Consider the following 23,847-nt stretch of genomic DNA (forward strand, 5'->3'; position numbering starts at 1 on the left):
GTTGATTAAATAGATAGGTAATGGTGAAACTTTTCTTTCTTCGTTTTCAAATAGCTGCTGTTTTCTTTATGCACAGGCATCTCCAGCGGTACCCGTGCTACTACCTTGATCCCTAAGCTTTCTAATTCCTTCACCTTGTCAGGGTTATTGGTCATCAGTTGAATCTCCTGCACTTCTAAGGAACGTAAAACATCGGCAGCAAACGTGTAATGACGAGCATCTGCTGCAAAACCCAATGCAATATTTGCTTCATACGTATCCAATCCTTGTTCCTGCAACTGGTAGGCACGGAGCTTGTTCCGCAAGCCAATACCGCGGCCTTCTTGGCGTAGATACAAAATCGCACCACGGCCTTTTGCTTCGATCTGCCGCATCGCTTCTTGCAGCTGTTCGCCACAATCACAGCGATGAGAGCCGAAGACATCGCCTGTTAAACACTCTGAATGGATCCGTAGTAACAGCGGCTCGGTAGTATGTTGAATCTCGCCTTTGGCTAGTAAAAGGTGTTCATTGCCGAATTCATCTTCAAATAAGGTCAATTGGAACGCCCCATAAGCCGTTGGCAGATCCACCGTGATAAGTGCAGTTCCTCGTAGATATTCCGCCATCTCATCAATGGTCAAAAACGGCAGCTGCCATTTTTCTGCTAATTTTTTCAATTCTGGGACCCGAGCCATCGTGCCATCTTCATTTAAAATCTCACAAATGTAGGCTGCTTCCACGCTGCCAGCAAGCTTCGCTAAATCCACAGCCGCTTCTGTATGTCCTCTGCGTTCCAACACGCCGCCAGGTTGAGCGGTCAATGGGAAGATATGTCCAGGGCGATAAAAATCCGCAGCCTGTGACGCAGGATCAGCCAACTTTTCAATCGTCACTGCCCGGTCTTTCGCAGAAATTCCTGTACTCGTCATCACGTGATCGACACTGATGGTAAACGCGGTGCCAAAGGCATCCGTATTATTGGCGGTCATCTCAGGCAATGCCAGCTTTTCAGCGATCGCTTGTGAGAGGGGTGCACAGATCAAGCCGCGGCCATAAGTCGCCATAAAATTGACGGCTTCTGGCGTTGCGTATTCAGCAATCCCAATCAAATCTCCTTCTGATTCCCGATTTTCATCATCGGCGACAATCACTAAGCCGCCTTTTTTTAACCATTCCACTGCTTGTTCTACTTTATGCATCGTCTGCCTTCTTTCATTTTCGTTGGTATTTGACATATTTCCCAATCATATCCGTCTCGATATTGACCCACTCCCCTTGTTTCAACTGCCCCAGCGTCGTCTGGTCTTTGGAATGGGGGATCAAGCTAACGGAAAAGGCCTGTGCCGTCGTCTGGGTAACCGTCAAGCTGACGCCATTGATCGCAATCGACCCTTGCGGAATGATTTCCCCTTGCACACTGACAGGATAAGCAAACGTCAAGATCAAGGCTTTTTCCAACTGCTTTTTCTGGATCAAACGGGTCGTTACATCAATGTGGCCTGCGACAAAGTGGCCTTCAAAACGCTGCGTTGCTGCCATCGCTCGCTCCAAATTGACTTCGGCACCCACCGAGAGTTGTTTAAAGGTGGTTCGTTGAAAGGTTTCTGGCATGATATCCACCGTAAACGTCGTCGCTTGTTTGGCGATCGCCGTCAAACACGTCCCGTTGATCGCCATACTGTCTCCGATCTGGTAATCCGCCAACAAGCCTTCCGACGCACTGCAGGTTAGCTGGATCGTGCGGCTTTGCTTGCGGATCTCTTTGATGCGGCCTTTTTCCTGAATCAATCCTGTGAACATTCCTCTGGTCTCCTTCCTCGGATGCAAACATCTTCTCCAACTGCCGTCACCGTCACCTCTGTTAGCTGCTGCAGCTGTTTCGGGGTACGCTCACTGGTAAAACTTGCAAGACTATTGCCCCCAAGAAACTTTGGCGCCACATAAGTAATGCTTTCTTGCCACAGTCCGCTGGCTAAAAAGGCATCATGGATCGCAGCACCTCCTTCTACGTAAAGCGATTGGACCTGTCGTGCGGCAAGCTCCTTCAGCAATGCAGCGATCGTCAACTCTTCCAGCTGGATCACTGACACATGCGCTGGCAAGTCGCTGACAGCTGTCTGCTGCGTAAAAATCCACACGGGTGCTGAATCATCGGCAAACAGTGCCAAATGGGGTTGCGACAGCGTTCGTCCCCGACGGTCTACCACGATGCGAATCGGCGGAAAGCTGGTTTCAATCGTGGTCAATAAGGTGGGATCATCCGTCATCACCGTCTGACTGCCCACTAAGATCCCTTGGTAGTCCCCACGTTCTTGATGAACGTTTTGCCAAACTGCTGAACCAGTGATCGCACTGCGGGTCTGCGCATCATGAGCGATCCGACCATCTAAAGTGATCGCTTGCTTCAATGCCACGTAAGGTCGCTGATGCTGATGGTAAAAATTATAGTGTGGATTCAAACGGCGCACTTCTGTTTCTTCGATACCCACCAACACGTCGATGCCCTGATTTTCTAAAAAGCGCTTGCCTTGTCCAGCCACGATCGGGTTAGGGTCTAACTGGCCGACGACTACTTTTTTGATGCCGCTGTCGATGATCAGCTGGGTGCAAGGCGGCTGTTTTCCTTGATGGTTGCAAGGTTCTAACGTCACGTATAAAGTCGAATTGATTAGGTCTTCGGAGGAATGGCATTGTTCGATGGCGTTTCGTTCCGCATGGGGCTGCCCATAGACTAAGTGAGCCCCTTTGGCAATGATCCGTTGCTCTTTGACGATCACGGCGCCCACTAGCGGATTGGTAAAGGTTTGGTAACGCCCTTTTTTGGCTTCTGCGATCGCCAAACGCATGTATTCGTTATGCATCTTCCTTCCTCCTTTCAATAAAAAAATGCCTCGTGAGAATCTCACGAGGCATAGACAAACAAGACCGGCAAAAAATCAGTTTTAGACGCACTGCGCCCCTTGAAATTTTGTGGTTTTTCTTCTCCCATCCAGACTTTCACTGTCGGTGCCAGATTCACACTGGCTCCACCGCATAGCTATGCGGGTCACGGACTTCAAGCATTGTACTTGTCACCGTCGGTCGGGAATTACACCCTGCCCCGAAGAATACTATTCAATTCATGTGCATTTTAGCCCGACCATTTTTGTTTGTCAATAGGCCTGATTACAAGCCAATAGGAATTCCTCTTGGCTTTTTCTTTTGGCAATCCCAAAGCAGCGACAGCAGAAATCCCTTGTCGTTCCACCATTTCCCTAAGCTGCAGCAAGGCGATTTTGCCTGTAAAAAAACACGAGAAAACCTAGGTTAAATATTTTTTCTCGAACGAAGCCATTTATCGAACTCCGTCACGAGTAAGACGACCATCCCAGAAGCTGCTGAGATGACCCAGCCGATCAAGGACATGTCCTCCGTATGAAAGGCGCTTTGCATAAATGGAACATAGGTCAATAACAGTTGCAGAACCAGCATCACACCAATGATCAAGAACGCTTTTGGATTGGTGAAGGAAGCTTTAGAAAACGCTGGTGCACTGGTACGGATGTTGAACAAATAGAAAATCTTACTCAAGACCACGATATTGACCATCATGGTACTGGCAACGGCTTCGCTGACGCCTTGCAGCAAGAGCCAGTCATGGGCGATCAAACTGATGACTGCCATCAAAATCGATACATACGCCATCTGCCAAATATCGTGGCGATTCAACAATTTATTGCCTGTCTTTCGCGGTTTGCGGTTCATGATCCCAGACTCTGCTGGTTCAAAGATAAACGCAAACTGGATCGTAATAGCAGAAACCATGTTGATCCACAGCAGTTGTGTCGCCTGCAGCGGCAATTCTTTTTGCATCATGATCGTAAAGGCAATGATCAGCCCTTCGGCAAAAGATGTCGGCAACAGAAACAGAATGCTCTTTTTGATGTTGTCATAGATCCTGCGTCCTTCGCGAATCGCTAAGGACATGGTACCGAAATTGTCATCGGTCAAGATCATATCAGCAGAGTCTTTGGCTACATCCGTGCCGCTGATCCCCATCGCTACACCAATATCCGCCCGCTTCAACGCAGGGGCATCGTTGACCCCGTCCCCTGTCATCGCCGTGACTTTGCCTTTGGCTTGTAGCGCTCTGATAATGTCCAATTTATTTTTCGGCGTGGTTCGTGCAAAGACTTGATTCGTCAAGGCAGCATCTTGAAATTCAGCTTCACTCATCTGATCCAACTCGGCCCCAGTCACGACGTGAATCTCATCCGCTAAGCCAAGTTTTTCCCCAATCGCTTTGGCGGTCAGAGGGTGATCCCCAGTGATCATTTTCACTTGAACACCGGCTTGGTTCATTTCCTTCAGGGAAGCAATCACTTCTTCTCGCGGCGGATCGATGATCCCGGCGATCCCTAGTAATTGCAGCCCTTGCTCAAAAATCGTTTCATCAATGTGATCAATCGAAACTTTCTGATAGCCCACCGCTACCACTCGTTTGCCTTCTGCCGACAAGCGGCGGACATGGCCTGTCCAATAGGCTTCATCAAAAGGTGCCGCTTGTTTTTGCACCATTTCAAACAATTTATCTGGGGAGCCTTTAACAAATAACAAGCGTTCCCCCGCAGGGTTTGCCACTAGTTTCGCCATGTAGCGGTTGTCCGAATCAAAGGGCAGCATATCCAGTTCTTGGTAAGCGGGTGCTTGCGGATAGGTAAATTGCTTATGATACAGCGTCAAAAAGGAGCCGTCTGTTGGTTCCCCATTGATCGTCCAGTGATTTCCTTCTGGGACCAGTACCGTATCGTTGGCTTCGTAGCCAGCTTCCAAAAACAACTGCAAGATGTCTTGCGTGCGAACGTCCTCCTGCTTTGGACGAATCACGCCCATCGGCGCATAGCCGTCACCCGTCACTTCATATTCCTGCTCAGCCAATACGATGTCTTTGACCGTCATTTCATTTTTGGTCAGGGTACCGGTCTTATCCGTCGCGATCACATCCACTGAGCCTAGCGTTTCAACCGCCGGCAGTGTTTTGATGATAGTGTGCTTGTTTTTTGCCATGTCGCTGACACCCATCGCCAAAACCACCGATGTCGTTGCTGGCAATCCTTCTGGGATCGAGCCGACGATCATGGTGACGACGGCTAAGGACAAGACAGAGATCGCGTAGGTTTGCTGGAACAAACTGACGATAAACAGCAAGACCGCCACGCCCATGATCACATAGGTGATGCCTTTCCCCAGCCCATCGATTTCTTTCATCAACGGCGTTTTTCGTTCTTCCGTTTGATTGACTTCTGTGGAGATTTTCCCGATCTCAGTCGTGGCGCCGGTAGCGATCACGATGCCTTTCCCGCTTCCTGACGTCACGGAAGTCGAAGCAAACGCCAAATTCCGTTGTTCTGCTAATGGGGTTGCTTCATCCACTAAGGCATCTGTTATTTTTTCCACCGAATCGGCTTCACCAGTCAAGGCGGATTCTTGGATACGCAAGTTGTCGGCTTCGATGATCCGCAGATCCGCAGGCACATTGTCACCGGCTTCTAAGAATACAACATCCCCCGGAACGACTTCGGCAGCTGGAATGTCTTGCCGAATCCCATTCCGATAGACCGTGGCTTCTACTGATAGCATCTCTTTGATCCGCTCTAACGCATCGGAAGCATTTGCTTCTTGGTAATAACCGATCAACGCATTGACCAGTACGACGATGCCAATGATCACGGCATCAGAGAAATGCCCCATCAGCAGCGTTAAGATGGCGGAGAAAATCAAAATGTAGATGATCGTGTTATGAAATTGCCGCAGCAGCAACCGCCACTTGGCGGTTTTTTTGATCGCTAATTGGTTCAATCCGTAGGTTTCTAACCGCTCGGTTACTTGTGCCTCAGTCAATCCTTGATCGATAGAGGGCACCTGATACTGTTCGATTGTTTCTGACACTGATAACTGAAACTCTTTTTTATTCATTTTTTTTCTTCCTTTTCTTTTTCATTGATGGATAACACAAATAAGCCCCTTATTTAGAAACTGCTCCTAAATAACGCGCTGTTGTTGGTCTCCTATTCAATTAAAAAGTAAGGCAAGTCAAAATAGTGTTTCTGCTCACCGTCACTCGAGTCGCTTGACATTCGTTTACCACCCCCTCTAAAGTTAGCAATAAGCGTAACAAACTATTTTTCCAAAGTCAAGAGTCATCGCTTTCATAGCAATGAAGAGGCATCTCAAAGTTTTTACGAAAAAAAGCCGCACGACAACGATTCGCTGCCGTGCAGTTCCTTCAGTACATTCTCTTCAAGCCCAAAGGCACGCCTTAAAGCTGATCCAGTGCCTCGCTGATCGGTGTTTCTCCTGCTTGGACTTTGATGACTTTTTGATAAGTTGCTGGACGTTCCAGCATTTCACCTAACAATACGGCGACATCCTCGATGGGGATCGCACCAGAGGTCGTTTCACTGATCTCGATCAAACTAGATCCTGGTGTTTCTTTCAACGCACCCGGCTGCAAAATCGTATAGTCTAGTGCGGTATTGTCGATCAGCCAGCGATCAGAGAAAAATTTGGCGATCGTGTAATCCATCAATGACGCCATGCCTTCCCTTTGCCACTGTTCAGGTTCTAAGGCATAGGCTGAGCTAAGGTGGATGTAGCGCTTGATTCCTTTTGATTCAGCGGCTTGCATCACTTTGACCGCACCATACAGATCAGATTGCAGCAAGTCTTTGCCTCGGGAACCCGCCACGAAGTATACCGCTTCCGCATCTGCGAATTTGGCCGCCATCTCTTCCGGTTCCGTGTGTAAATCAAAGAACACGGGCTTGATATTCTCCGTTTCTGTGATTTTCTCACTGCTGCGCGCACCAGCATAAACGATGTGTCCTTGTTTTTCTAGAAAGGCGATCAATTTTTGGCCCACCCGTCCGGTAGCACCAACGACAAAAATTTTCATTTTCTTTACTCCTCTCGATTCTTTTTCCAACTCTTTCTAGTATCATCGTAGGACAAAAACCTAGATCCAACAACTATTCTGTTTCTAAACGAAGGAGAAAAAGGCACAGCACAAACCAATTCTTGCTATTTTTCCCCATAGAAACCCATGTTTTTAAAAAAACACCCGAAAAAATGAAAAAAATCTTCTCAAACGATTGACAAAGCCTTGACTCTTTTGTAGACTAGGTAGAAATAATTTAAATATTTAGAAAATTCCAAATAAAGAAAAGGACGGTGGCGTATATGACCTGCACCAATGATAGCAAACGAATTATTTTATTATTATAGCCGGGACTGTTTGATTTATACATTCAAAGAGTCCCTATTCACATTGCATCCAAAAAGAAGATCAACTTCTTGAGATGGAGTGTTTTTTTATACCCATTTTCAAGGAAGCGGCCTTTTGCAAACTGACACATTGATGTCAGATAGATCCAAAACGCTCGTTGAACAACTGCTGCCGATTCCCCGCGGTTATGCACTGCACTTATTCTAAAGACCCCTTCTGTTTGAACACTTGATTGGTCAAGCAGAAAAAGGAAGGATGATTTTTCTTATGAAAACCGTCAACACGATCGCTGCTTTTGTAAACAAGTATTTGATCTATATCATGATTTTATTGATGATCGTCTCTTATTTTTTCCCGCAACCCTTCTTATGGATTCCGCCTCGTACAACGATTCTTTTGAGCATCATCATGTTTTGTATGGGGATGACTTTAAACGTTGCTGCTTTTAAAATGGTCGTCTTACAGCCTAAAGCATTCATCTTAGGGGTGCTTTTCCAGTTCACCATCAGTCCTTTGGTGGCTTACGGCTTAGCGCAGCTGTTTGGTCTTTCTTCCGGTTTGATCATCGGGTTTGTCCTACTAGGTTGCGTTTCTGGTGGAACCGCCAGCAATGTCATGACCTTTATCGGCAAAGGCGATGTCGCCCTCACCGTTTCCATGACCACGGTATCGACCTTGTTAGCGACCGTCGTTACCCCCTTTTTGGTTTACGTCTTGGCTGGTCAGTATACCGAGATCTCCTTCTGGGAAATGCTCTTGTCTGTCTTGCAGATGGTGCTTTTGCCGATCATTTTAGGGGTGATCGTCCACAAACTCATTGCCAAGCACATCGAGCGATTTCTGCAATCATTTGTATTGATTTCTTCCGTTAGTATCTTATTGATCGTTGCCGGAACTGTCGCTCGCAACGGTGCCGTGATCGTCCAATCTGGCTTGATCGTGATTTTCTTAGTCTTGCTCCATAACTTGATTGGCTACGGTGCAGGCTATGGTCTGAGCCGTGTGATGGGCGTCAGTGCCACCCAAGCCAAATCCATCATGTTTCAATTAGGAATGAAAAATACCGGCCTAGCGATCTCGTTAGCCAATGCCCACTTTGCCGCCATTGCTGCAGCCGTTACCCCTGCCGCAGTCGGCATGGTGATCCATCAAATTACCGGACCAATTTTAGCCAATCTCGTGGCCAAGAAAGAAGGAAAACAGTATGAGTCAAAGTATCTTTTTGCCAAACTACACAATCGGGGCGGACGCCTACGAAAAAGTAAATGAGATCGTAAAACCATACGGCACCAATGCCGTGATCATCGGCGGAAAAACCGCCCTTGAAAAAGCCGAAGACAAGATCAAAGCCGGTTTAACGTCAGCAGTCAAAGTGACGGATACCTTGTGGTACGGCGGCAACTCGACCTATGAAAACGTCGATCAGCTGTTAGCCAATCCAAGCGTCCAAGCCGCCGATGTTCTATTCGCCGTTGGCGGCGGCCGCGTTTGCGATACCGTCAAAGTGGTTGGAGAAAAAGCAGGCAAACCAGTCTTCACCTTTCCAACGATCGGCTCCAACTGCTCACCAGTCACCGCGGTCTGTGTCATCTATAAAGAAAACGGCGAGATGCAAGGGCTGTTTTTCCCTTCGCAACCACCGACCCATGCCTTTATCGACAGTGAGATCATCGCCCAGGCCCCCGACAAGTACTTATGGGCAGGAATCGGCGATGCCCTCTCCAAAGAGATCGAATCGACGTTTTCAGCGCGGGGCGATGAGTTAGACTACACCGATGGGTTAGGCATCCAAATCGGCAAAATGTGCACGGAACGCTTATTGCAATACGGCACACAAGCCTTGAAAGACAGTGCCGCCAATCAGCCATCTTATGCCATTGAGCAAGTCGTCTTGGATATCATCGTGACTACCGGCTTAGTTTCCGTCTTAGTCATCAATGATTACAACTCCGCCCTTGCCCATTCCTTTTACTACGGAACGACCGTTTTGGAAAAAATGGAAGACTATTTGCATGGCGCTTCCGTTAGTTACGGCGTTTTGGCCTTGTTGCAGCTAGATCAGCAAGAAGCCCTCTTCCAGCGCATCTACGCCTTTATGAAGGAAAACAAATTACCGGTTTGCTTAGCTGATATGGGCCTTAACGACACCAGCGACCTTGAGGCAATCTTAGACAAAGCAATGACCACCAATGACATCGTCCACGTGCCTTATGAGATCACGCGAGAAATGTTCAAACAAGCAATCTTAGACGTAGAAGCCTACCATGCCAAACAAAACCAAGCGTCATTGGCAGCTGCCAATTAAATGAACCCCTCCAGCAACGAATTGCTGGAGGGGTTTTGTATGGCCTTTTTTTCTCTTACGTTTGATTGCAGTCGGTTTGGATTTCATAAAAAATATTCATAGCAAGTTCATACGATACTACTCATTATCTAGGTCTTTAGAAAATATTAAAAAGCACAATCAGCCTATGATACGACTGAGAGACTGCTTACCTCCCTAATTATCTACTTGTGAATAAAAGCGCATGAAAAAGCAATCCTTGTTATACTTATAAATAACACGAAGTCCTTAGGAAAAGGAGGAACCCTCATGACCCGTTACCAACGATTTCGCTTTGCTCATTTAGGCGCTCTTTGGATGCTGGGCTTACTCCTCACTGGCTGCAGTGCGGATACAGCACCGATTGAAGAACAACCGACTACCAACACCGCCACTTCTTCTGAACCTGCGGTTTCCTATGAAACCTTTCCACTGCCGCAACCGATCTTAGACGGGGAAACCAGTGTGGCGGAAGCTCTCTTCGAGCGGCGCTCGCAACGAGATTTTCAAGACACGGAGCTAACACAAGAACAGCTGGCACAGCTTTTATGGGCCGCTGCCGGTGTCACTACAGAAGATGGTCGCCGGACAGCGCCTTCGGCTGGTGCCTTGTATCCCTTAGACCTCTATGTCGTGGTCACACAGGTAACGGGGCTTGAGCCAGGGCTTTATCTGTATCAACCTGAGCAACATGCCTTAGAAAAAATCCTTGCTGGTGATTTTCGGACCGCATTGGCGGAAGGTTCGTTGGATCAGCAAGCGATCCAACAGGCACCTGCCACATTGCTTTATACAGTGGTTTATGAACGACTGATTGAGCGCTATGGGGACCGAGGAATCGAACGCTATGCCTATATCGAAGTCGGTCATTCCGCCCAAAACGTCCTTTTACAAGCCCAAGCGTTAGGCTTAGGCGCTGTGCCGATCGGCGCCTTCACGGATCATGAACTCAAAGAATTATTACAACTGCCGACGGAAAATGAACCCCGCTATTTGATTCCAGTGGGGGTTATTGAGTAGCGCTACTGAATAACAGAGCCCATTTTCGTAGGATTGTCAGTCTTTCATTAGAAAACGGCAACTGGCAAGGTTGATTTTCCCAGCAAAACCAGTAGAATCGAAAAACCACCTGCAAAAACAGCAGGTGGTTTTTCTCTTTGCTTACAATTTGTATTCCCGGACTTCTTCTGGTATTTCTTCTAGCGGTAGCTCTTTTACTACCGCTTCGGTGCCTGCTTCCATCGCTGTATCGTAGTACCAGCATTTGTATTTGATCGTATTCATCGTTTCTTGCAAGGCTGCCATTTGCTTGGTGACTTCTTCCAAACGTTCATGAAACAGCTGCTGCCGTTTCTGCAAAGACGCATCGCCTTCTTCGCCCCAATCCAAGAAATTCTTGATGTCTTTGATGGGCATGCCGGTATTCTTCAAACAATCGATCACTTTGATCGTCGCCACTTCTTTTTCTGAAAACACCCGAATGCCTCCATTGCTACGGGCCATATTCGGAAACATTCCTTCTCGATCGTAGTAACGTAGTGTCGAGATGGGGATGTTAGTCGTTTTTGATACTTCACCAATCGAGTAACTCACTTGCATCGCTCCTAAAAAAGTTTTGTTTATCGCTTGACCTAAACCTAACTTCAGGTTCTACAATAAAAATACACCGCAAGCACTGTACTGTCAATCACCCGTCATCTCGCAGGTTTGGGTTTGGCAGCAGCAGGATTCGATGAAAAAATCATTCACTGGAGGAAAGACAAATGACAGAAATCAAAGAAAAAGTTATCGTAATTATGGGAGCCTCTTCAGGAATTGGGGAAGCAACCGCCGTTAAGCTAGCCGAACAAGGGGCAAAAGTAGTAATCGCCGCCCGCCGTGAAGAGCGCATCAAAGCACTGGCTGAAAAACTAGGAGAAAATGTCTTGTATCAAACAGCCGATGTCACGAATCGCGAACAAGTCCAACAAGTCATTGATTTAGCCATGACCTCCTTTGGTCGGATTGATGTCCTTTTCAATAATGCTGGCATCATGCCTCAAGGAAACTTGGCAGAGTTGAACTATGACAGCTGGCAAAAAATGCTGGATATCAATATCATGGGGGTATTGAACGGGATCGGCGCTGTGCTGCCCATCATGCAAAAACAACAAGACGGCTTGATCATCGCCACTGACTCAGTTGCTGGACATGTCATTTACCCGGGATCTGCCGTGTACAACGGGACAAAGTTTGCGGTTCGTGCAATCATGGAAGGTTTGCGCCAAGAAGAACGTGAACATGGCATTCGTTCCACCATCGTCTCTCCGGGAATGGTCTCCACGGAATTGTTTGAAACCGTAGGTAATGCTCAACTAGAAGCAGCCTTGAAAGAAACCTCTCGCGTAGAAGGCAACAGCCTAACGCCAGAAGATGTAGCAAATGCAGTGGTTTATGCCATTCAACAGCCCAAACATGTGGCGATCAGCGAAGTCTTGCTGCGCCCAGCAAAACAAACCGTTTAAGCTATTTCTACTAGCCCGTGAAACCTGCTATCCGCCTGAGGCGATCGCAGGTTTTTTTGTCGTCAAATCCCGCCGTTCCCCTAGGAAAAATTACTTGTTTTTCTTGTAACACCCGCTTGTCCGAGTAATGTAAACCAATCGTTGCTTTATGTAAACGACTAGGTTCTGTTGCTACGGGGGAAATTTTTTTATACTTAGTACAAAGCTTCCGTATAAAACGACCAATCAGAAACGAACCTACCGTATTTCTCTTATTTATGAATAGCCGAGCATGATTGATATCCCGCCTTCAACGTTGACTTGCAAGTATTATTAGCTGTCCTCTTTTAGTACTTGCTTTTTATAAAAGAATGGAGTGAGTGTATGAATGTGAAACAGCTGCTCGTCATTGCCGAGCAACGAAGAAACATCACGAATCAGAAATTGACCTATGCAGAAAACTTCTTGGCGGCCGGCTACTCTGCTGCCGAATTGCTGGCAGACGAAACCTTTCTCGAATTAGAGCGAAGGGAAACCCAACTGATTGCAGAACGCAATGCTATCTTTTACGAAGAAGTCAGCCACAATTAATCTCCCCTGTCCAATTGTAGGCGACGAAAAAGCGAAGGATCAGCAGCACCTTCGCTTTTTTCTATCCCCCTCAAAGGCGTCCTTTGCCTTGAGGATAACGCTGCTTGATCGTCCAATAAAACAGCCCTGCAAAGAAACTGCCGAGAATCAGGAAATTCAAACCGTATAGACAGTAGAGGAAGAAAAAGTTCAGCTGCCCACTGCTCCAAAAGCCTGTGATTCCCATTAAAACCAGACTGTTGACGCATCCTGTCAACAGACAAACCATGCGACTGCACTCCAAACTTTGTAATAAGTATTTTGTGATTTCATATAACGGACTGACGAGCATTATCCCCAGCATGATTGGCAAAATAGCTGGCAACAAGTCTAAAACAGCGACATCTGTAGTAAACAACTGGAAAAAAGCAGAACGAAAGCCCCAGATCAGACTGACGATTCCAACATAAGCCACGAAAGAAGAAGCGAAGGCACTTTTTCCCACTGCTAAAATCTTCTGACGATTTTTCTGACCATTCGCCTCACTCGCAAAGACGGTCACTGCGTTGCCATACATCAAAGCAGGCAACCGTGCGATCATCAATCCTTGGCTGCCGATCGCATAGGCGGCCAGCGTACTAACACCCAACCGTGAGACGAAAGCTTCAAAAGCAATAATAAAGACTAAGCCTTCAAAGCATTCCTGAATCATTAAGGGGATCGATTTTTTCAATAAAAAGGCGCGTTTTCGTGGTCTTTGTTTTAGCCCTCTTGCTAGACTTTCTCTTAAAAGAACCCCATAAATCCCCAGCAAGCACAAAGTCGCAAGCATATTTGCGATGCCACTGCCTAAGACCCCCATGGCGGGAAAACCGAGATTGCCGTTGATCAATAAATAGCTAAGCAACACCTGTACCAACGCACTAATGATCGAAACACCGAGGATGTAGTTCGTTTTCTTTTCAATTTTTAAAAGGCTAGTAAAAACAAACGTGACTAACGTAAGTAAAATATAGGGGGACATGATTGCAAGATACAACGTCGCAGTTCCTAGCAGCTCCCCGCTAAATCCGTAGACAACCTGTAAAATGTCTCGTCCAAAAAGCAGGAAAATCAGCAAAAAGCTCACACCGATCGCGACTACTAAAAAAAGAACCGACGACAGATAATCATTTAACTGCGTCTCTTCTCTTTGCCCGACTGCCTTTGCGCCATAAATATTAAAAGCAAGCCCAATCGCACCTAAGATACCCGCAAAAGCATAGAGAAACCCGTCGATCAGTGCGATCGCCGCCAGCGCTTCCGTGGATCTTCTTGAAATAATCGCTAAGGAAACTTGTGCAATAATGATTTGAAACAAATTGGAAGCAATCAAAGGCAATGTAAAAGACTGTATTTTTTTGTTCAAGAAGCTCTCCTCTCTCCTTCGCAATAACTGAACAACGCCCACCCACTAATTGTGATTCACATCACAATACAAGCGATCGTTAATAGTCGCAAATACTCAACGACCCATCAGGCGTTTTGACGTTTCTCTCTCCATTTAACCATACAGCCTTCTCGGTGTATATTCCTTCGTAATTAAAAAACAAAACATCCCGACAAGCTCCGCTTATTTCCTCCATTGGTGTCGACAAGCAATCACTGATGAAGAATAAAAAGGTTCAGAAGAACATACTGCTCTTCTGAACCTTTTCTATGGGATGATAAAAAACGCGACAAACCTTTCAAAAATCCCGCTATTTCTTCACGATCAGCTGAACGGCTTGATCGATTTTCTGCTTTTGGGTTTCCGTGTCGCTGTCTGGATTTTCCAAACAATTTTTCAAATTCTCAGCGACAATGATTCCCATAATACGGTTGACGCTGGAACTGACGGCGGACAATTGCGTGATGACATCGACGCATTCTTTCTCGTCTTCGATCATTTTTTGAATCCCCCGCAACTGGCCTTCGGTTCGTTTTAACCGATTCAAAATATCTTTGTTGCATGCGGTCATCGTTTGATTTCTCCTCTCCATGCTGACATGCCGCCGAGGACATTGGTCACTTGAAACCCTTGCTGGCTCAAAAACTCAGACGCCATTTGCGAACGAGTCCCTGAGTGACAGATGACATAGTAATTTTTATCCTTCTCTAAGTCGCTGATCTGTTCCGTCAGCTCGCTCAACGGTAGGTTTTGTGCTGTTTTGATGTGTCCTTGTGCAAACTCATCAACTTCTCTGACATCAAGGATCTCAAGCGCCTCACGTTTTTCTTTTTGGGTAAATTCCTCCATAGATATTGCTTTAATCATGAATAATCATCTCCGGCTTAATAGTATTATACAACGAAAAGGCACCATCGAGGTTTTGACAATTGATGCCCGCTTGTTTTAAGATGCGTTCGGCAATGTAGCTTCTCAATCCGCTATGACACGTAACAACATACGAAACACTTGGATCCAATTCAGACAACCGATTTCTCAATTCATCTAACGGAATGTGGAGCGCCTCTTGAAAACGCCCATTATTGGCTAATTCCATCTCTGAACGAACATCCAACAACTGCTTACCGTTTTCTAAGGCCTCCGTCAATTCGTGCCATTGGATATTCTCACTGATTCCTTCTGCCAGATTGATCGCTGCATAGCCAATCATATTCACTGGATCTTTCGCTGAGCCAAAAGGCGGCGCGTAGGTGAATTCCAGTTCAGGCAAGTCAAAGATCGTTAAGCCACCTTTGATCGCTGTTGCTAAAATATCGATCCGTTTATCGACCCCTTTGGCACCGATGCCTTGCGCACCGTAGATGTTTCCAGTATCAGCATCAAAAATCAATTTCAAATAAATATCCGTCGCATCAGGATAATACCCAGCATGGTCTTTGCCTGAAAGATGAACCACCTGAGGATTTAGCCCCGCCAGTTTGGCGCTGCGCTCACTCAACCCAGTGGACGCTGCGGCAAGATCGAATACGCGCACGATCGCCGTCCCAATACTGCCTTTGTTTTTGCGAGTCAGTCCTCCCAATACATCAGCCACTTGCCGACCTTGGCGATTGGCTGGTGACGCCAAGGAGATCAGCGTGTCTTCGTTAGTGATTTGTTGTTTCACAACGATGGCATCTCCCACCGCGTAAATATCTTTCTTGCTGGTTTGGTATTGCTCATCTACCAGGATACCCCCCCGGTGTCCTAATTGGATACCGGCACGTTTTGCCAAATCCGTTTCTGGTTGGACACCCACCGAAAGAATCGTGATATCTGAAGCCAGAACCGTTCCATCCTCTAGAACGATTTCTTGCCCTGCTTTTTCAAAAGCGGTCGCTGACTGCGAGGTCAAAACATTGACCCCTTGCTTGATCAATTCATTTTTGACATACGCCGCCATTTCTTCATCCAAAGGTGGCAATACGTGGGGTGCTTTTTCCACGATCGTTACTTGTAGGCCTTTTTTATGTAAATTTTCAGCGACTTCTAAACCAATAAACCCAGCGCCAATGATCGTCGCTTTTTGAGGCTTTTTGTCTTCAAGATGTGCCATGATTTGGTCTAAATCAGGAACATTGCGCAAAGAAAAGGCGTTGGTTGCTTCTTCTAGCCCTTTGATCGCTGGTACTAGCGGTTTTGCCCCCGGTGATAAAATCAACGCATCATAAGATTCCGTGAAGACCTGTTCGCCATGTTTGACCGTCACCGTTTTCTCCTGCGGATCGATCGCCAGCACTTCATGAAGAGGCCGCACATCTAGGTTAAACCGTTTTTTTAATGCCTCAGGTGTTTGGACCAATAAGGCGTCTCGCTCTTCGATCTCACCAGAAATGGCATACGGCAGTCCACAATTCGCAAAAGAGACAAAAGGACCTTTTTCAAAAATAATGATCTCCGCTACTTCTTTAAGCCGACGTAAGCGCGTTGCTGCAGACATTCCTCCTGCTACCCCACCGACAATAACTATTTTTTCCATCGTTACTTTCCTCCTTTGGTTGTTCCCCGCCATTGATTCATGCCACCGCGAACATTGACCACATCAAACCCCTTTTTATTTAGGATTTTGGCTGCTTGTTTGCTTCGCATCCCTGATTGGCAAATGACTGCCAGTTTCTTGTCACCTTTTTGAGTGAAGCCCGCAATCTTGTTTAACGGTACATTTTTGGCGTAGGCAATGTGCCCGCTACGGTACTCCGCCGGCGTGCGAACATCCAGAACCGTCCATTCTTTGGCTCCTTCTTTTTGTAAATCTGCTGTTGACATACTTGGTATGCGTTTAAATAATGAAAACATTTCTTGCTCCTTTCTTATACCCCTCGGGGTATATTAAACAAGATGTTTCTCTTTTCGTCAACTAAGTGATCTTCTTTAAGAAAAGAAACTTGCTGTTGCGTTGCTCCCCACTCGATAAACTGTCATGTATCGGACATGTACCAATCAAGCAAGAGAAAAAACGAGCCACATATTTCCTTCCCCTTAGCCTCAGTGCTATAATAAACAAAATGATATGCAGTAAAAATAACATGCTTCAAGGTCACTTTGTCACAGACGTTTTTCACGACCTCAGAATGAAAACGATGCTCCTCTCAAAAAAACAGCAGATAAAAAACGACGCAAGCACCACTTTCCCTTGATTTATCAAGAAGCAAGCCCTGCTTTCTTGGAAACAACGCGGGTTTCGACTATGCTTAAGTCACATCAGCGAAAGGAAAAAAAGATGGAATTTGGCGAAAAAATCAAAGAAGTACGCACAAGAAATAACTTGACCCAAGAACAATTTGCCACTCAACTACACGTGACGAGACAAGCCGTTTCGAACTGGGAAAACAATCGCAATCTACCAGATTTAGAAATGTTGATTGCCATCGCCACGATTTTTCAACTCTCGCTTGATGAATTGATTTTAGGAGGAACTCAAGTGAACAAGATCACTGAAAAACTAATCAAAGACGGCAGCGAGACCCGACGCGCCAAACTCAATTTGATCACGACCTTGATCGGAACATTTTTACTACTATTCGGCTTTGCCTGCTTCTTCATCAAAGCAAGCTCCGTGGAATACATCGATCAATCCGGCATTTTACATGAAAATTTCTATCTAGTCCCCGTAGGATTTTTGTTCCTATTGGCTAGTTTCGTAGTATTTGCGGGAACCGGGATCAATTATTTTCGAGCTGCTAGAAGAAAATGACGCGAAAAAACTCGATTCCAGATGATGGAATCGAGTTTTTTTCTCTGTTCACTATCTTCCTTCAAAGAATCGGAACAAACAAGCCACTGATTTTTTCTTTTGTTTTCGTCAAAAGGCTTCTGGCTTGCCATTCTTCTTTTTCTACTAATTTTGCATGAGCTAAGTCTTCCATAAATTGCTGATTTAACTCTGTGATTATTTTCGACGGCCCATAGATGAACATAGATAACTCATGGTTAAGGTAAAAACTACGAATATCAAAATTTGTTGACCCGATCGTTGCAGCAAACTCATCGACGATCATATATTTACAGTGAATAAAAGCAGTCTCATCATAGGTGTAGACTTCGACGCCGGCAGATAATAATTCATCAATAAACGAATTCGTGCCATGAAAAGAAATTCCTCGATCCCCTTTTCCCGGCACAATCAATTGTACGTTGATCCCACACCGTGCTGCTCTTCTAAGCGCACCTAAACTTTCTTCATCAGGAATAAAGTAAGGCATTGCGATCTTAATCGAATCCGTTGCCTTTCCAATGAGGTCATTAAAGGAATCCTTAATGATTCGCTCGCTATCATAGGGTCCGCCGTAGATTACCTGAACGATTTCCGAACCGCTTTGAACGTCGGTCTTCAACGGAAAATACGTAGCTGTCTGTGTCAAAAAATGAGTGACCGTTTCTTCCGTTTCATCAAGAAAGAGCCAATCATAAATAAAGCATTCTTGTACTTCTAGAACAGCAGGTCCTTCTATCCGGATGTTTGTGTCTCGCCAATAAGAAAACTTACTGCCTCGCCCACTATATTCATTTCCAATATTCATGCCTCCTGTATGTGCAACCTCACCATCAATAACGACCATTTTACGGTGATTGCGCCAGTTCGCTTTATTACTTAGCCAAGGCGAATTCAACAAATCATACGTGCGCACCTCTACCCCATTCTTTCGCATCAATAATAATAATTGATTAGGAAAGGCGATCGACCCCACGCTATCATACATAAACCGAACTTCCACCCCTTGTTTGGCCTTTTCGACCAGAACATTTGTCAGCTCCTCCCCTGTTTCATCCCCTTTAACGATATAAAAAAACACATGCACATGATGCTTGGCTTTCTTGATATCTTCCAGCAAAGAAGCGAACGCCTCAGCGCCTTCGTTTAATACAGTCAGATGATTATTAGTTGTGGGATACTTGCCCGAAAGATGAAAAATCTCAGTGGAGAGATCATGTTTTCCATGAATGATCTCTGAATGTTCTTGCAGAATAGCCGAAACCGTTCGCTGTACTTCCCGTTCATTTTGTATCTGCTGTTTGGGCAATTTCCTTAACCGAGGTTCACGACCAATTAAATAATACAACATGACTCCTACAATCGGTAAAAACAATAAAGCTAAGATCCAAGCAATCTTCGAAGTTCCATCCCTTTGATCAAAAACCACTAAGTAGCCACAAAGAAGAATCGCCAAAATTTCAATGGCCTGCCAAGCATAAATCATCTGATTTAAAAAGAGAATTAATCCAACCGTCACAAGTATCAGTAAAATCGTTAAAATTTTGTATTGCTGTAATTTGTTTTTGATCATCCTTCACTCCATCCAAATATGCGCTTATTAATAAACGCTAAAGTAAAAAGCCTCACTATATACTATGATTATATACGTTCTCGTTACGCAAATGTAACTCATTTCATCCCCTACTACTCATTTTTTACCTATTATTTATTAAGAAGAGACGATTTGCAGAAACGAAACGGTAAATGACAAGCGCCTATTCAAATCGGTGTACCAATTAAAACAAACCCTGTAAGCATCCCTCGACTTGCTGAAACAGCAATTTTCCTTACGCAATCGCCAAATTTGAATAAATCCCATCTTTCCTTTACTATAAACGAAATCCGATCGTTTTTTTAGCACGGTTATACTATCAAGGAGGTTGTTATGGCAATTCATGTGATGTGGTTTAGAAAGGATCTGCGCTTAGAGGACAATACGGCGCTTACTGAGGCGCTTTTGTCTCTTCAAGCAAACGACCAATTGTTGTGTGTGTTTCATCTCAATGAAAAGCAGTTTCTCCCCGATGCACCAAGCCATGATTACTTTTTTAGCGCGGTTGCTCACTTTATCGAGGCTGCCAAAAAGCAAAATCTGACGATCCACCTCTTGACGGGGACTTTGACAGAAGCCTTTGATCAGTTGTTCGCTCACTATCCAGAATGGAGCCAACTGTACTTCAACTTTGATAACCGTGGATTTGGTCGTAAACGCGACCTCTATATAAAAGAATTGGTCGAGAAAAAAGGCGTCACTGTCCATTCCTTTGAAGAACATCATCTGCACCAACCAACGGAAGTCACCAAAGAGGACGGGACGTATTACAAAAAATTTACGCCCTATTATAAGAAATGGATCCAGCTGCCCAAACCGGTCTATCAAAAGCAGGCCCTTGATTTTGAAAAAGCCGCTCATTTTAATGATGCCCCTCACTTCAAAGCAGGGACAGCGCTGCTTGCTAAGCTGCTAAAAAATAGAAAGACCGATTTTTCAACGATCGTTGGGGAAGACTATGCACATAAACAATTGCAGGCCTTTGTGCAAAAGCGTTTGGCCGCCTATGAAAAAGACCGTGATCTCCCTTCGATCAAAGGAACCAGCCGCCTGTCCCCTTTCTTGTCTTTTGGACAACTCTCTATTCGGAAGGTTTGGGCCGCTTGCCAAGGGATGCCACCCAGCACTGGCAAAGCGACCTTTTTAAAAGAACTGGCTTGGCGAGATTTTTATCATATGATCTACTTCACTCATCCGGAGCAAAAAAACTATGAACTCATTGAGAAATATCGAAACATGGATTGGCAAAAGGATGAAGAGGCGTTTAACAAATGGCAAGCAGGACAAACCGGCTATCCGATCATTGATGCCGCGATGCGGCAGCTGAATCAAACCGGTTGGATGCATAACCGTCTACGGATGATCGTCGCTTCCTTTCTAACCAAAGATTTATTGATCGACTGGCGGCAAGGAGAAGCCTATTTTGCTCGACAATTGATCGACTACGACGCTGCCAGCAATATCGGCGGCTGGCAGTGGGCAGCTTCGACTGGCACCGATGCGGTTCCTTACTTTCGAATTTTCAACCCCATCACTCAGGGGAAAAAATTCGACAAAGAGGGGACGTTTATCAAACAATTTGTTCCCGAACTCGCCCAGTTGCCGCTAAAATTCATCCACGAACCTTACCTGATGACTGACGAAGAACAAGCCGACCTAAAGGTAGTTTTAGGCACCGACTATCCGTTGCCTATAGTCGACCATAACGAAGCCAGGAAAAGAGCCCTCGATTTGTATAGTAAAATCGAGCCGTAAGCAGCTGTCATGGCCTGCGCTCAAACATTTTCAGTAGAAAAAAACCAGCAAAGACGCTCCGTAAGAGCTCGTCTTTGCTGGTTTTTTATTAAACTGATGCGCCGTTTTTCATCTTTCTATAGTGAAAAAAACAACGACACGTCTTATCAAATAGTCTGCTGGTGAGCATACAAAAAAGAAACATTTTCCATGCTGTGTTTTTTTATTAAGGTCTTTTCGCCTGATTCCGCATTTATTTCTAGTCACTCTAAGCAACAATCCCCTGACGATTTATAGATAGAACCCTTTATTAGCGGCGTTCCCCACTTTTCCACGACTGGCTAGTAACATTTCTCCTTGCAAAACTGTTCGTCTGTTGAAAGGTCATCTATAGAACCATTCTGTTATAATATCTCCATATTTGAGGATAAGGATGGTTTATATGAAAAAAATAATCGGATTCGTCTTAGTCGTACTTTTAGGGTTTGCCGGATACAAAGGCTATGAATATTATCAATCCACCTACTCAGGACAAACAGCTTACGCGTATGTCCCATCTGAGATTCTCCCTAAGGTAGAACATGAAAGTAAAAGCGGCATCGGCGACCAGTCGCCTTGGTATTCTTACGATTACACGTTAAACTTTGTAAAAGAAGATGGTAGCACACAAACACTCGAGGTTTCATTATCAGAAGATAACGCAAAACCCTTAACCCCAAATTCTTATGTAAAAGCGGTGATCAGTGAAAAGCGCACAATAAAAGGCCCGAATAGCGTTGAAAAAGATGCAATTCCCAAAAAGGTTCTAGAAAAATTAGAAAATCAGAACTAACGATTGCAGACTCACATCATTATGTGGGTCTTTTTTTTACATCCTTCCAAAACCAGCATTTTGAATCCCTTCTGTTATTTTCACGCTTGATGTCTTCTGCTCTGTTGCGATACGTTATACAAGGATACTGGACACATTATCTAGCAGAAAGCTGCTTGACTGATCCCTGTTTTCATTCCGTCATCAATGATAAGAGCAATTCAAGCGCCTTTTCCTTTCCCTACTTCGCAGATAATTGAAAAAGCAGCGAATCACCTATCCGTTGACTCGCTGCTTTTTAACTAACAAGTGATGGCTCACACCACAAAAGAATGATACTTAGAATAAGCAATTTGATCGACGATCGCAGAAACCTGATTAACGTCTAAATCGGCACCAATGGCGGTCACTTGATAAAATTGGTCATAATTGTTCCCTAATTGGGGGAGATTGGCATTGGAAATCAACAAGTCAAACGTCTCGTCCGGAGTATAGGGTAAAACAACAACATTTTGCTTGCCTTTTAGTTCATTTTTTAACAAGTAAATCGAAGCATCCGCCAAAAGACTAGAGCACATATTTAAGACCCCGATCCGTACCCGATATTCTTCTTTAGGCGATAACATATAAATTAAAAAGACTAGGCGTTTCTTGAGATAGTTGAGTTTCGTGGGCGTAAACAAGTTGGTCGGTGCAATAATGTGTTCCAGAATGTCTGAGATCACTTGATCCCGCAAGGAATTGTGAAACATTTTGTGGTAATAATTTAGCGTGACTCGATCGATGGAATAATTCACTCCATGAAAGTAATAAACTTGTGCGATTAAGGAAAAGACATTGGCTTTGATATCGATCGTCGTATGCGAGGCATCAAGACGATAAATGGACTGGATTGCTGCCATGACTTCATCGGTGATCTCAAAGACGGGATTTTTATTGGTGTACAATCCTAAGCGAAGTTCCTCGTAAGGAATCCCGCCCACCGTAATGAGGAAGAGACAGATAAAGAATGGCACGATCTTCGCTTCATCTACTGAGCAGATACATTTTTTAGAAGCATAGATCTGTCGAATAAAGTGACAGAGGGGCATCTCTTGGCAGCGCTCGATTTTGGTTTGTTCTTCTGGACTTAAACTTCCCAAGGTCGTGTGAGACGTGACTTTTTTCATAATCACATACAACCAGATCTTCAGCTGCTTTTGTTGGGCAATCGATAAGGTTATTTTTTTCGCTAACTCCGCAACCAGGTCATCGATCAAAACAGAATCGATCGTTGTCGCACCCATTTTGAAAAAATTATAGTAAAAATAAATGCGTTGTGTCATCGTTCCAACTAGTTTTTTGTTTCTGATCTTTAATTCAAAATGCTGCAACAACTGATTGCACTCAGCAATCAATCGATTGAGGGTCCCCACACTTATGTTTAATTCATCAGCCAAGACGAAGGCATCATAGCCTGCATGTTGAAACAAATAATGGATGATTTGATATTTAGCAGATTTTTTCAATAGCGTGTCGGTCAAATCATCCAGTGAGACACTATCGGTTACTTGCAGTTCCAACGTATAACGATTGATGATAAATGAGACCTTCTCATTTTTTAGTTGCCGTTGAAGGCTCTCTGATAATTTCGTCAAGGTCGGCATCGTAATATCTAATTCCCGACACGCATCACTTTTTTTGATATGACCGGTCGATAAATACAAAAATTTGAGCAAGATATACTCTAATTTTAAGTCCTTATCCAGTAAGTCTTCTTTATACATGACTGTTTTTCCTCCAGTGTAAATCTATATTCATTCAGAATAGTTACAACCAATTTACAGAAAAAGATAGCAGTACGTTACTTATGAAACAAACAAGCGCAGTAAAAACAGGCCCTTTCTACACATATTTTTCCTTCACT

21 protein-coding genes and 1 riboswitch are annotated in these 23,847 nt (G+C 44.9%); of the genes, 8 read left to right on the forward strand and 13 right to left on the reverse strand.

The features are described from left to right. Positions 1 to 5: 5 nt before the first annotated feature. From ribB to IGK85_RS15515, 5 genes are all read right to left on the reverse strand, one after another. Positions 6 to 1,217 carry a 3,4-dihydroxy-2-butanone-4-phosphate synthase gene (ribB, locus tag IGK85_RS15495; RefSeq protein WP_081487932.1) on the reverse strand — a complete coding sequence of 404 codons (1,212 nt, stop codon included), beginning with the start codon at positions 1,215 to 1,217 and terminating at the stop codon, positions 6 to 8. Beyond that, positions 1,195 to 1,782, reverse strand: coding sequence for a riboflavin synthase (locus tag IGK85_RS15500; RefSeq protein ID WP_008380232.1), 588 nt, complete (start codon positions 1,780 to 1,782; stop codon positions 1,195 to 1,197). Before IGK85_RS15500 ends, ribB begins: the two co-directional genes overlap by 23 nt. Continuing rightward, the gene (ribD, locus tag IGK85_RS15505; RefSeq protein WP_008380234.1) at positions 1,767 to 2,843 is read right to left on the reverse strand and encodes a bifunctional diaminohydroxyphosphoribosylaminopyrimidine deaminase/5-amino-6-(5-phosphoribosylamino)uracil reductase RibD; all 1,077 of its coding nucleotides are present in this window, start codon (positions 2,841 to 2,843) and stop codon (positions 1,767 to 1,769) included. The genes IGK85_RS15500 and ribD overlap by 16 nt, the downstream gene beginning before the upstream one ends. 112 nt (positions 2,844 to 2,955) lie before the next feature. Next, a riboswitch (FMN riboswitch) is annotated at positions 2,956 to 3,094 on the reverse strand. 194 nt (positions 3,095 to 3,288) lie between these two features. Further along, positions 3,289 to 5,937 carry an HAD-IC family P-type ATPase gene (locus IGK85_RS15510; protein ID WP_008380237.1) on the reverse strand — a complete coding sequence of 883 codons (2,649 nt, stop codon included), beginning with the start codon at positions 5,935 to 5,937 and terminating at the stop codon, positions 3,289 to 3,291. 343 nt (positions 5,938 to 6,280) lie between these two features. Continuing rightward, the gene (locus IGK85_RS15515) at positions 6,281 to 6,916 is read right to left on the reverse strand and encodes an NAD(P)H-binding protein (protein WP_008380239.1); all 636 of its coding nucleotides are present in this window, start codon (positions 6,914 to 6,916) and stop codon (positions 6,281 to 6,283) included. A gap of 597 nt (positions 6,917 to 7,513) precedes the next feature. On the opposite strand from IGK85_RS15515, the gene IGK85_RS15520 reads away from it, so the two are divergent. The 3 genes from IGK85_RS15520 (at position 7,514) to IGK85_RS15530 (ending at position 10,589) form a co-directional block, all read left to right on the forward strand. Next, positions 7,514 to 8,515 (forward strand): bile acid:sodium symporter family protein, encoded by a 1,002-nt coding sequence (locus tag IGK85_RS15520; RefSeq protein ID WP_008380241.1) that lies wholly within the window; start codon positions 7,514 to 7,516, stop codon positions 8,513 to 8,515. Further along, a complete protein-coding gene (locus IGK85_RS15525) occupies positions 8,451 to 9,551 on the forward strand; it encodes an iron-containing alcohol dehydrogenase family protein (RefSeq protein ID WP_035006912.1) in 1,101 nt (366 codons plus the stop codon). The genes IGK85_RS15520 and IGK85_RS15525 overlap by 65 nt, the downstream gene beginning before the upstream one ends. A 288-nt stretch (positions 9,552 to 9,839) precedes the next feature. Then, entirely contained in the window at positions 9,840 to 10,589 is a 750-nt protein-coding gene (locus tag IGK85_RS15530) for a SagB/ThcOx family dehydrogenase (protein ID WP_008380247.1), read from the forward strand. Between the two features lie 141 nt (positions 10,590 to 10,730). Here IGK85_RS15530 and IGK85_RS15535 read toward each other — a convergent pair whose 3' ends face one another. Then, positions 10,731 to 11,168 (reverse strand): MerR family transcriptional regulator, encoded by a 438-nt coding sequence (locus IGK85_RS15535; RefSeq protein ID WP_035006915.1) that lies wholly within the window; start codon positions 11,166 to 11,168, stop codon positions 10,731 to 10,733. A gap of 164 nt (positions 11,169 to 11,332) precedes the next feature. Between IGK85_RS15535 and IGK85_RS15540 the strand changes: the two genes are divergently transcribed. Both IGK85_RS15540 and IGK85_RS15545 read left to right on the forward strand, forming a co-directional pair. Beyond that, a complete protein-coding gene (locus IGK85_RS15540; protein ID WP_008380252.1) occupies positions 11,333 to 12,073 on the forward strand; it encodes an SDR family oxidoreductase in 741 nt (246 codons plus the stop codon). Positions 12,074 to 12,436: 363 nt separating this feature from the next. Beyond that, a complete protein-coding gene (locus IGK85_RS15545) occupies positions 12,437 to 12,643 on the forward strand; it encodes a hypothetical protein (RefSeq protein WP_008380254.1) in 207 nt (68 codons plus the stop codon). Between the two features lie 70 nt (positions 12,644 to 12,713). Here the strand turns inward: IGK85_RS15545 and IGK85_RS15550 are convergent, their stop codons facing one another. The 5 genes from IGK85_RS15550 to IGK85_RS15570 form a co-directional block, all read right to left on the reverse strand. Beyond that, positions 12,714 to 14,030: an MATE family efflux transporter gene (locus IGK85_RS15550; RefSeq protein WP_008380256.1), complete on the reverse strand. Its 1,317-nt coding sequence runs from the start codon at positions 14,028 to 14,030 to the stop codon at positions 12,714 to 12,716. Between the two features lie 331 nt (positions 14,031 to 14,361). Beyond that, a complete protein-coding gene (locus IGK85_RS15555; protein WP_005230585.1) occupies positions 14,362 to 14,622 on the reverse strand; it encodes a metal-sensitive transcriptional regulator in 261 nt (86 codons plus the stop codon). After that, positions 14,619 to 14,918 carry a rhodanese-like domain-containing protein gene (locus IGK85_RS15560; RefSeq protein WP_005233232.1) on the reverse strand — a complete coding sequence of 100 codons (300 nt, stop codon included), beginning with the start codon at positions 14,916 to 14,918 and terminating at the stop codon, positions 14,619 to 14,621. The genes IGK85_RS15555 and IGK85_RS15560 overlap by 4 nt, the downstream gene beginning before the upstream one ends. After that, positions 14,911 to 16,569: an FAD-dependent oxidoreductase gene (locus IGK85_RS15565; protein ID WP_008380260.1), complete on the reverse strand. Its 1,659-nt coding sequence runs from the start codon at positions 16,567 to 16,569 to the stop codon at positions 14,911 to 14,913. Before IGK85_RS15565 ends, IGK85_RS15560 begins: the two co-directional genes overlap by 8 nt. Positions 16,570 to 16,571: 2 nt before the next feature. Beyond that, the gene (locus IGK85_RS15570) at positions 16,572 to 16,886 is read right to left on the reverse strand and encodes a rhodanese-like domain-containing protein (protein WP_008380263.1); all 315 of its coding nucleotides are present in this window, start codon (positions 16,884 to 16,886) and stop codon (positions 16,572 to 16,574) included. Between the two features lie 424 nt (positions 16,887 to 17,310). Here IGK85_RS15570 and IGK85_RS15575 point away from each other — a divergent pair, with 424 nt between their 5' ends. Then, entirely contained in the window at positions 17,311 to 17,784 is a 474-nt protein-coding gene (locus tag IGK85_RS15575) for a DUF3955 domain-containing protein (RefSeq protein ID WP_008380264.1), read from the forward strand. A 61-nt stretch (positions 17,785 to 17,845) separates the two neighbouring features. On the opposite strand, the gene cls is transcribed toward IGK85_RS15575, so the two are convergent. Next, on the reverse strand, positions 17,846 to 19,375 hold the full coding sequence (gene cls, locus IGK85_RS15580; protein ID WP_008380266.1) for a cardiolipin synthase: 1,530 nt from the start codon (positions 19,373 to 19,375) through the stop codon (positions 17,846 to 17,848). Between the two features lie 354 nt (positions 19,376 to 19,729). On the opposite strand from cls, the gene IGK85_RS15585 reads away from it, so the two are divergent. Further along, complete coding sequence (locus tag IGK85_RS15585) at positions 19,730 to 21,151, forward strand: cryptochrome/photolyase family protein (protein WP_008380268.1); 1,422 nt, start codon at positions 19,730 to 19,732, stop codon at positions 21,149 to 21,151. Between the two features lie 421 nt (positions 21,152 to 21,572). Continuing rightward, complete coding sequence (locus IGK85_RS15590) at positions 21,573 to 21,962, forward strand: YxeA family protein (protein WP_035006924.1); 390 nt, start codon at positions 21,573 to 21,575, stop codon at positions 21,960 to 21,962. 296 nt (positions 21,963 to 22,258) lie between these two features. Here IGK85_RS15590 and IGK85_RS15595 read toward each other — a convergent pair whose 3' ends face one another. Then, complete coding sequence (locus IGK85_RS15595; protein WP_008380272.1) at positions 22,259 to 23,707, reverse strand: helix-turn-helix domain-containing protein; 1,449 nt, start codon at positions 23,705 to 23,707, stop codon at positions 22,259 to 22,261. Positions 23,708 to 23,847: the final 140 nt, after the last annotated feature.

The organism is Enterococcus sp. AZ015 (assembly GCF_050499225.1).
Lineage (GTDB): Bacteria > Bacillota > Bacilli > Lactobacillales > Enterococcaceae > Enterococcus_D > Enterococcus_D entomosocium.

What these genes read in the sequence shown, in the direction of transcription:
- cls (WP_008380266.1), bottom strand. Translation starts at nt 19,375, where the DNA reads ATGATCAAAAACAAATTACAGCAATACAAAATTTTAACGATTTTACTG.
- IGK85_RS15595 (WP_008380272.1), bottom strand. Translation starts at nt 23,707, where the DNA reads ATGTATAAAGAAGACTTACTGGATAAGGACTTAAAATTAGAGTATATC.
- IGK85_RS15525 (WP_035006912.1), top strand. Translation starts at nt 8,451, where the DNA reads ATGAGTCAAAGTATCTTTTTGCCAAACTACACAATCGGGGCGGACGCC.
- IGK85_RS15500 (WP_008380232.1), bottom strand. Translation starts at nt 1,782, where the DNA reads ATGTTCACAGGATTGATTCAGGAAAAAGGCCGCATCAAAGAGATCCGC.
- IGK85_RS15565 (WP_008380260.1), bottom strand. Translation starts at nt 16,569, where the DNA reads ATGGAAAAAATAGTTATTGTCGGTGGGGTAGCAGGAGGAATGTCTGCA.
- IGK85_RS15530 (WP_008380247.1), top strand. Translation starts at nt 9,840, where the DNA reads ATGACCCGTTACCAACGATTTCGCTTTGCTCATTTAGGCGCTCTTTGG.
- IGK85_RS15510 (WP_008380237.1), bottom strand. Translation starts at nt 5,937, where the DNA reads ATGAATAAAAAAGAGTTTCAGTTATCAGTGTCAGAAACAATCGAACAG.
- IGK85_RS15585 (WP_008380268.1), top strand. Translation starts at nt 19,730, where the DNA reads ATGGCAATTCATGTGATGTGGTTTAGAAAGGATCTGCGCTTAGAGGAC.
- IGK85_RS15535 (WP_035006915.1), bottom strand. Translation starts at nt 11,168, where the DNA reads ATGCAAGTGAGTTACTCGATTGGTGAAGTATCAAAAACGACTAACATC.
- ribB (WP_081487932.1), bottom strand. Translation starts at nt 1,217, where the DNA reads ATGTCAAATACCAACGAAAATGAAAGAAGGCAGACGATGCATAAAGTA.
- IGK85_RS15575 (WP_008380264.1), top strand. Translation starts at nt 17,311, where the DNA reads ATGGAATTTGGCGAAAAAATCAAAGAAGTACGCACAAGAAATAACTTG.
- IGK85_RS15540 (WP_008380252.1), top strand. Translation starts at nt 11,333, where the DNA reads ATGACAGAAATCAAAGAAAAAGTTATCGTAATTATGGGAGCCTCTTCA.
- IGK85_RS15555 (WP_005230585.1), bottom strand. Translation starts at nt 14,622, where the DNA reads ATGACCGCATGCAACAAAGATATTTTGAATCGGTTAAAACGAACCGAA.
- IGK85_RS15560 (WP_005233232.1), bottom strand. Translation starts at nt 14,918, where the DNA reads ATGATTAAAGCAATATCTATGGAGGAATTTACCCAAAAAGAAAAACGT.
- IGK85_RS15520 (WP_008380241.1), top strand. Translation starts at nt 7,514, where the DNA reads ATGAAAACCGTCAACACGATCGCTGCTTTTGTAAACAAGTATTTGATC.
- IGK85_RS15515 (WP_008380239.1), bottom strand. Translation starts at nt 6,916, where the DNA reads ATGAAAATTTTTGTCGTTGGTGCTACCGGACGGGTGGGCCAAAAATTG.
- IGK85_RS15570 (WP_008380263.1), bottom strand. Translation starts at nt 16,886, where the DNA reads ATGTTTTCATTATTTAAACGCATACCAAGTATGTCAACAGCAGATTTA.
- IGK85_RS15590 (WP_035006924.1), top strand. Translation starts at nt 21,573, where the DNA reads ATGAAAAAAATAATCGGATTCGTCTTAGTCGTACTTTTAGGGTTTGCC.
- ribD (WP_008380234.1), bottom strand. Translation starts at nt 2,843, where the DNA reads ATGCATAACGAATACATGCGTTTGGCGATCGCAGAAGCCAAAAAAGGG.
- IGK85_RS15545 (WP_008380254.1), top strand. Translation starts at nt 12,437, where the DNA reads ATGAATGTGAAACAGCTGCTCGTCATTGCCGAGCAACGAAGAAACATC.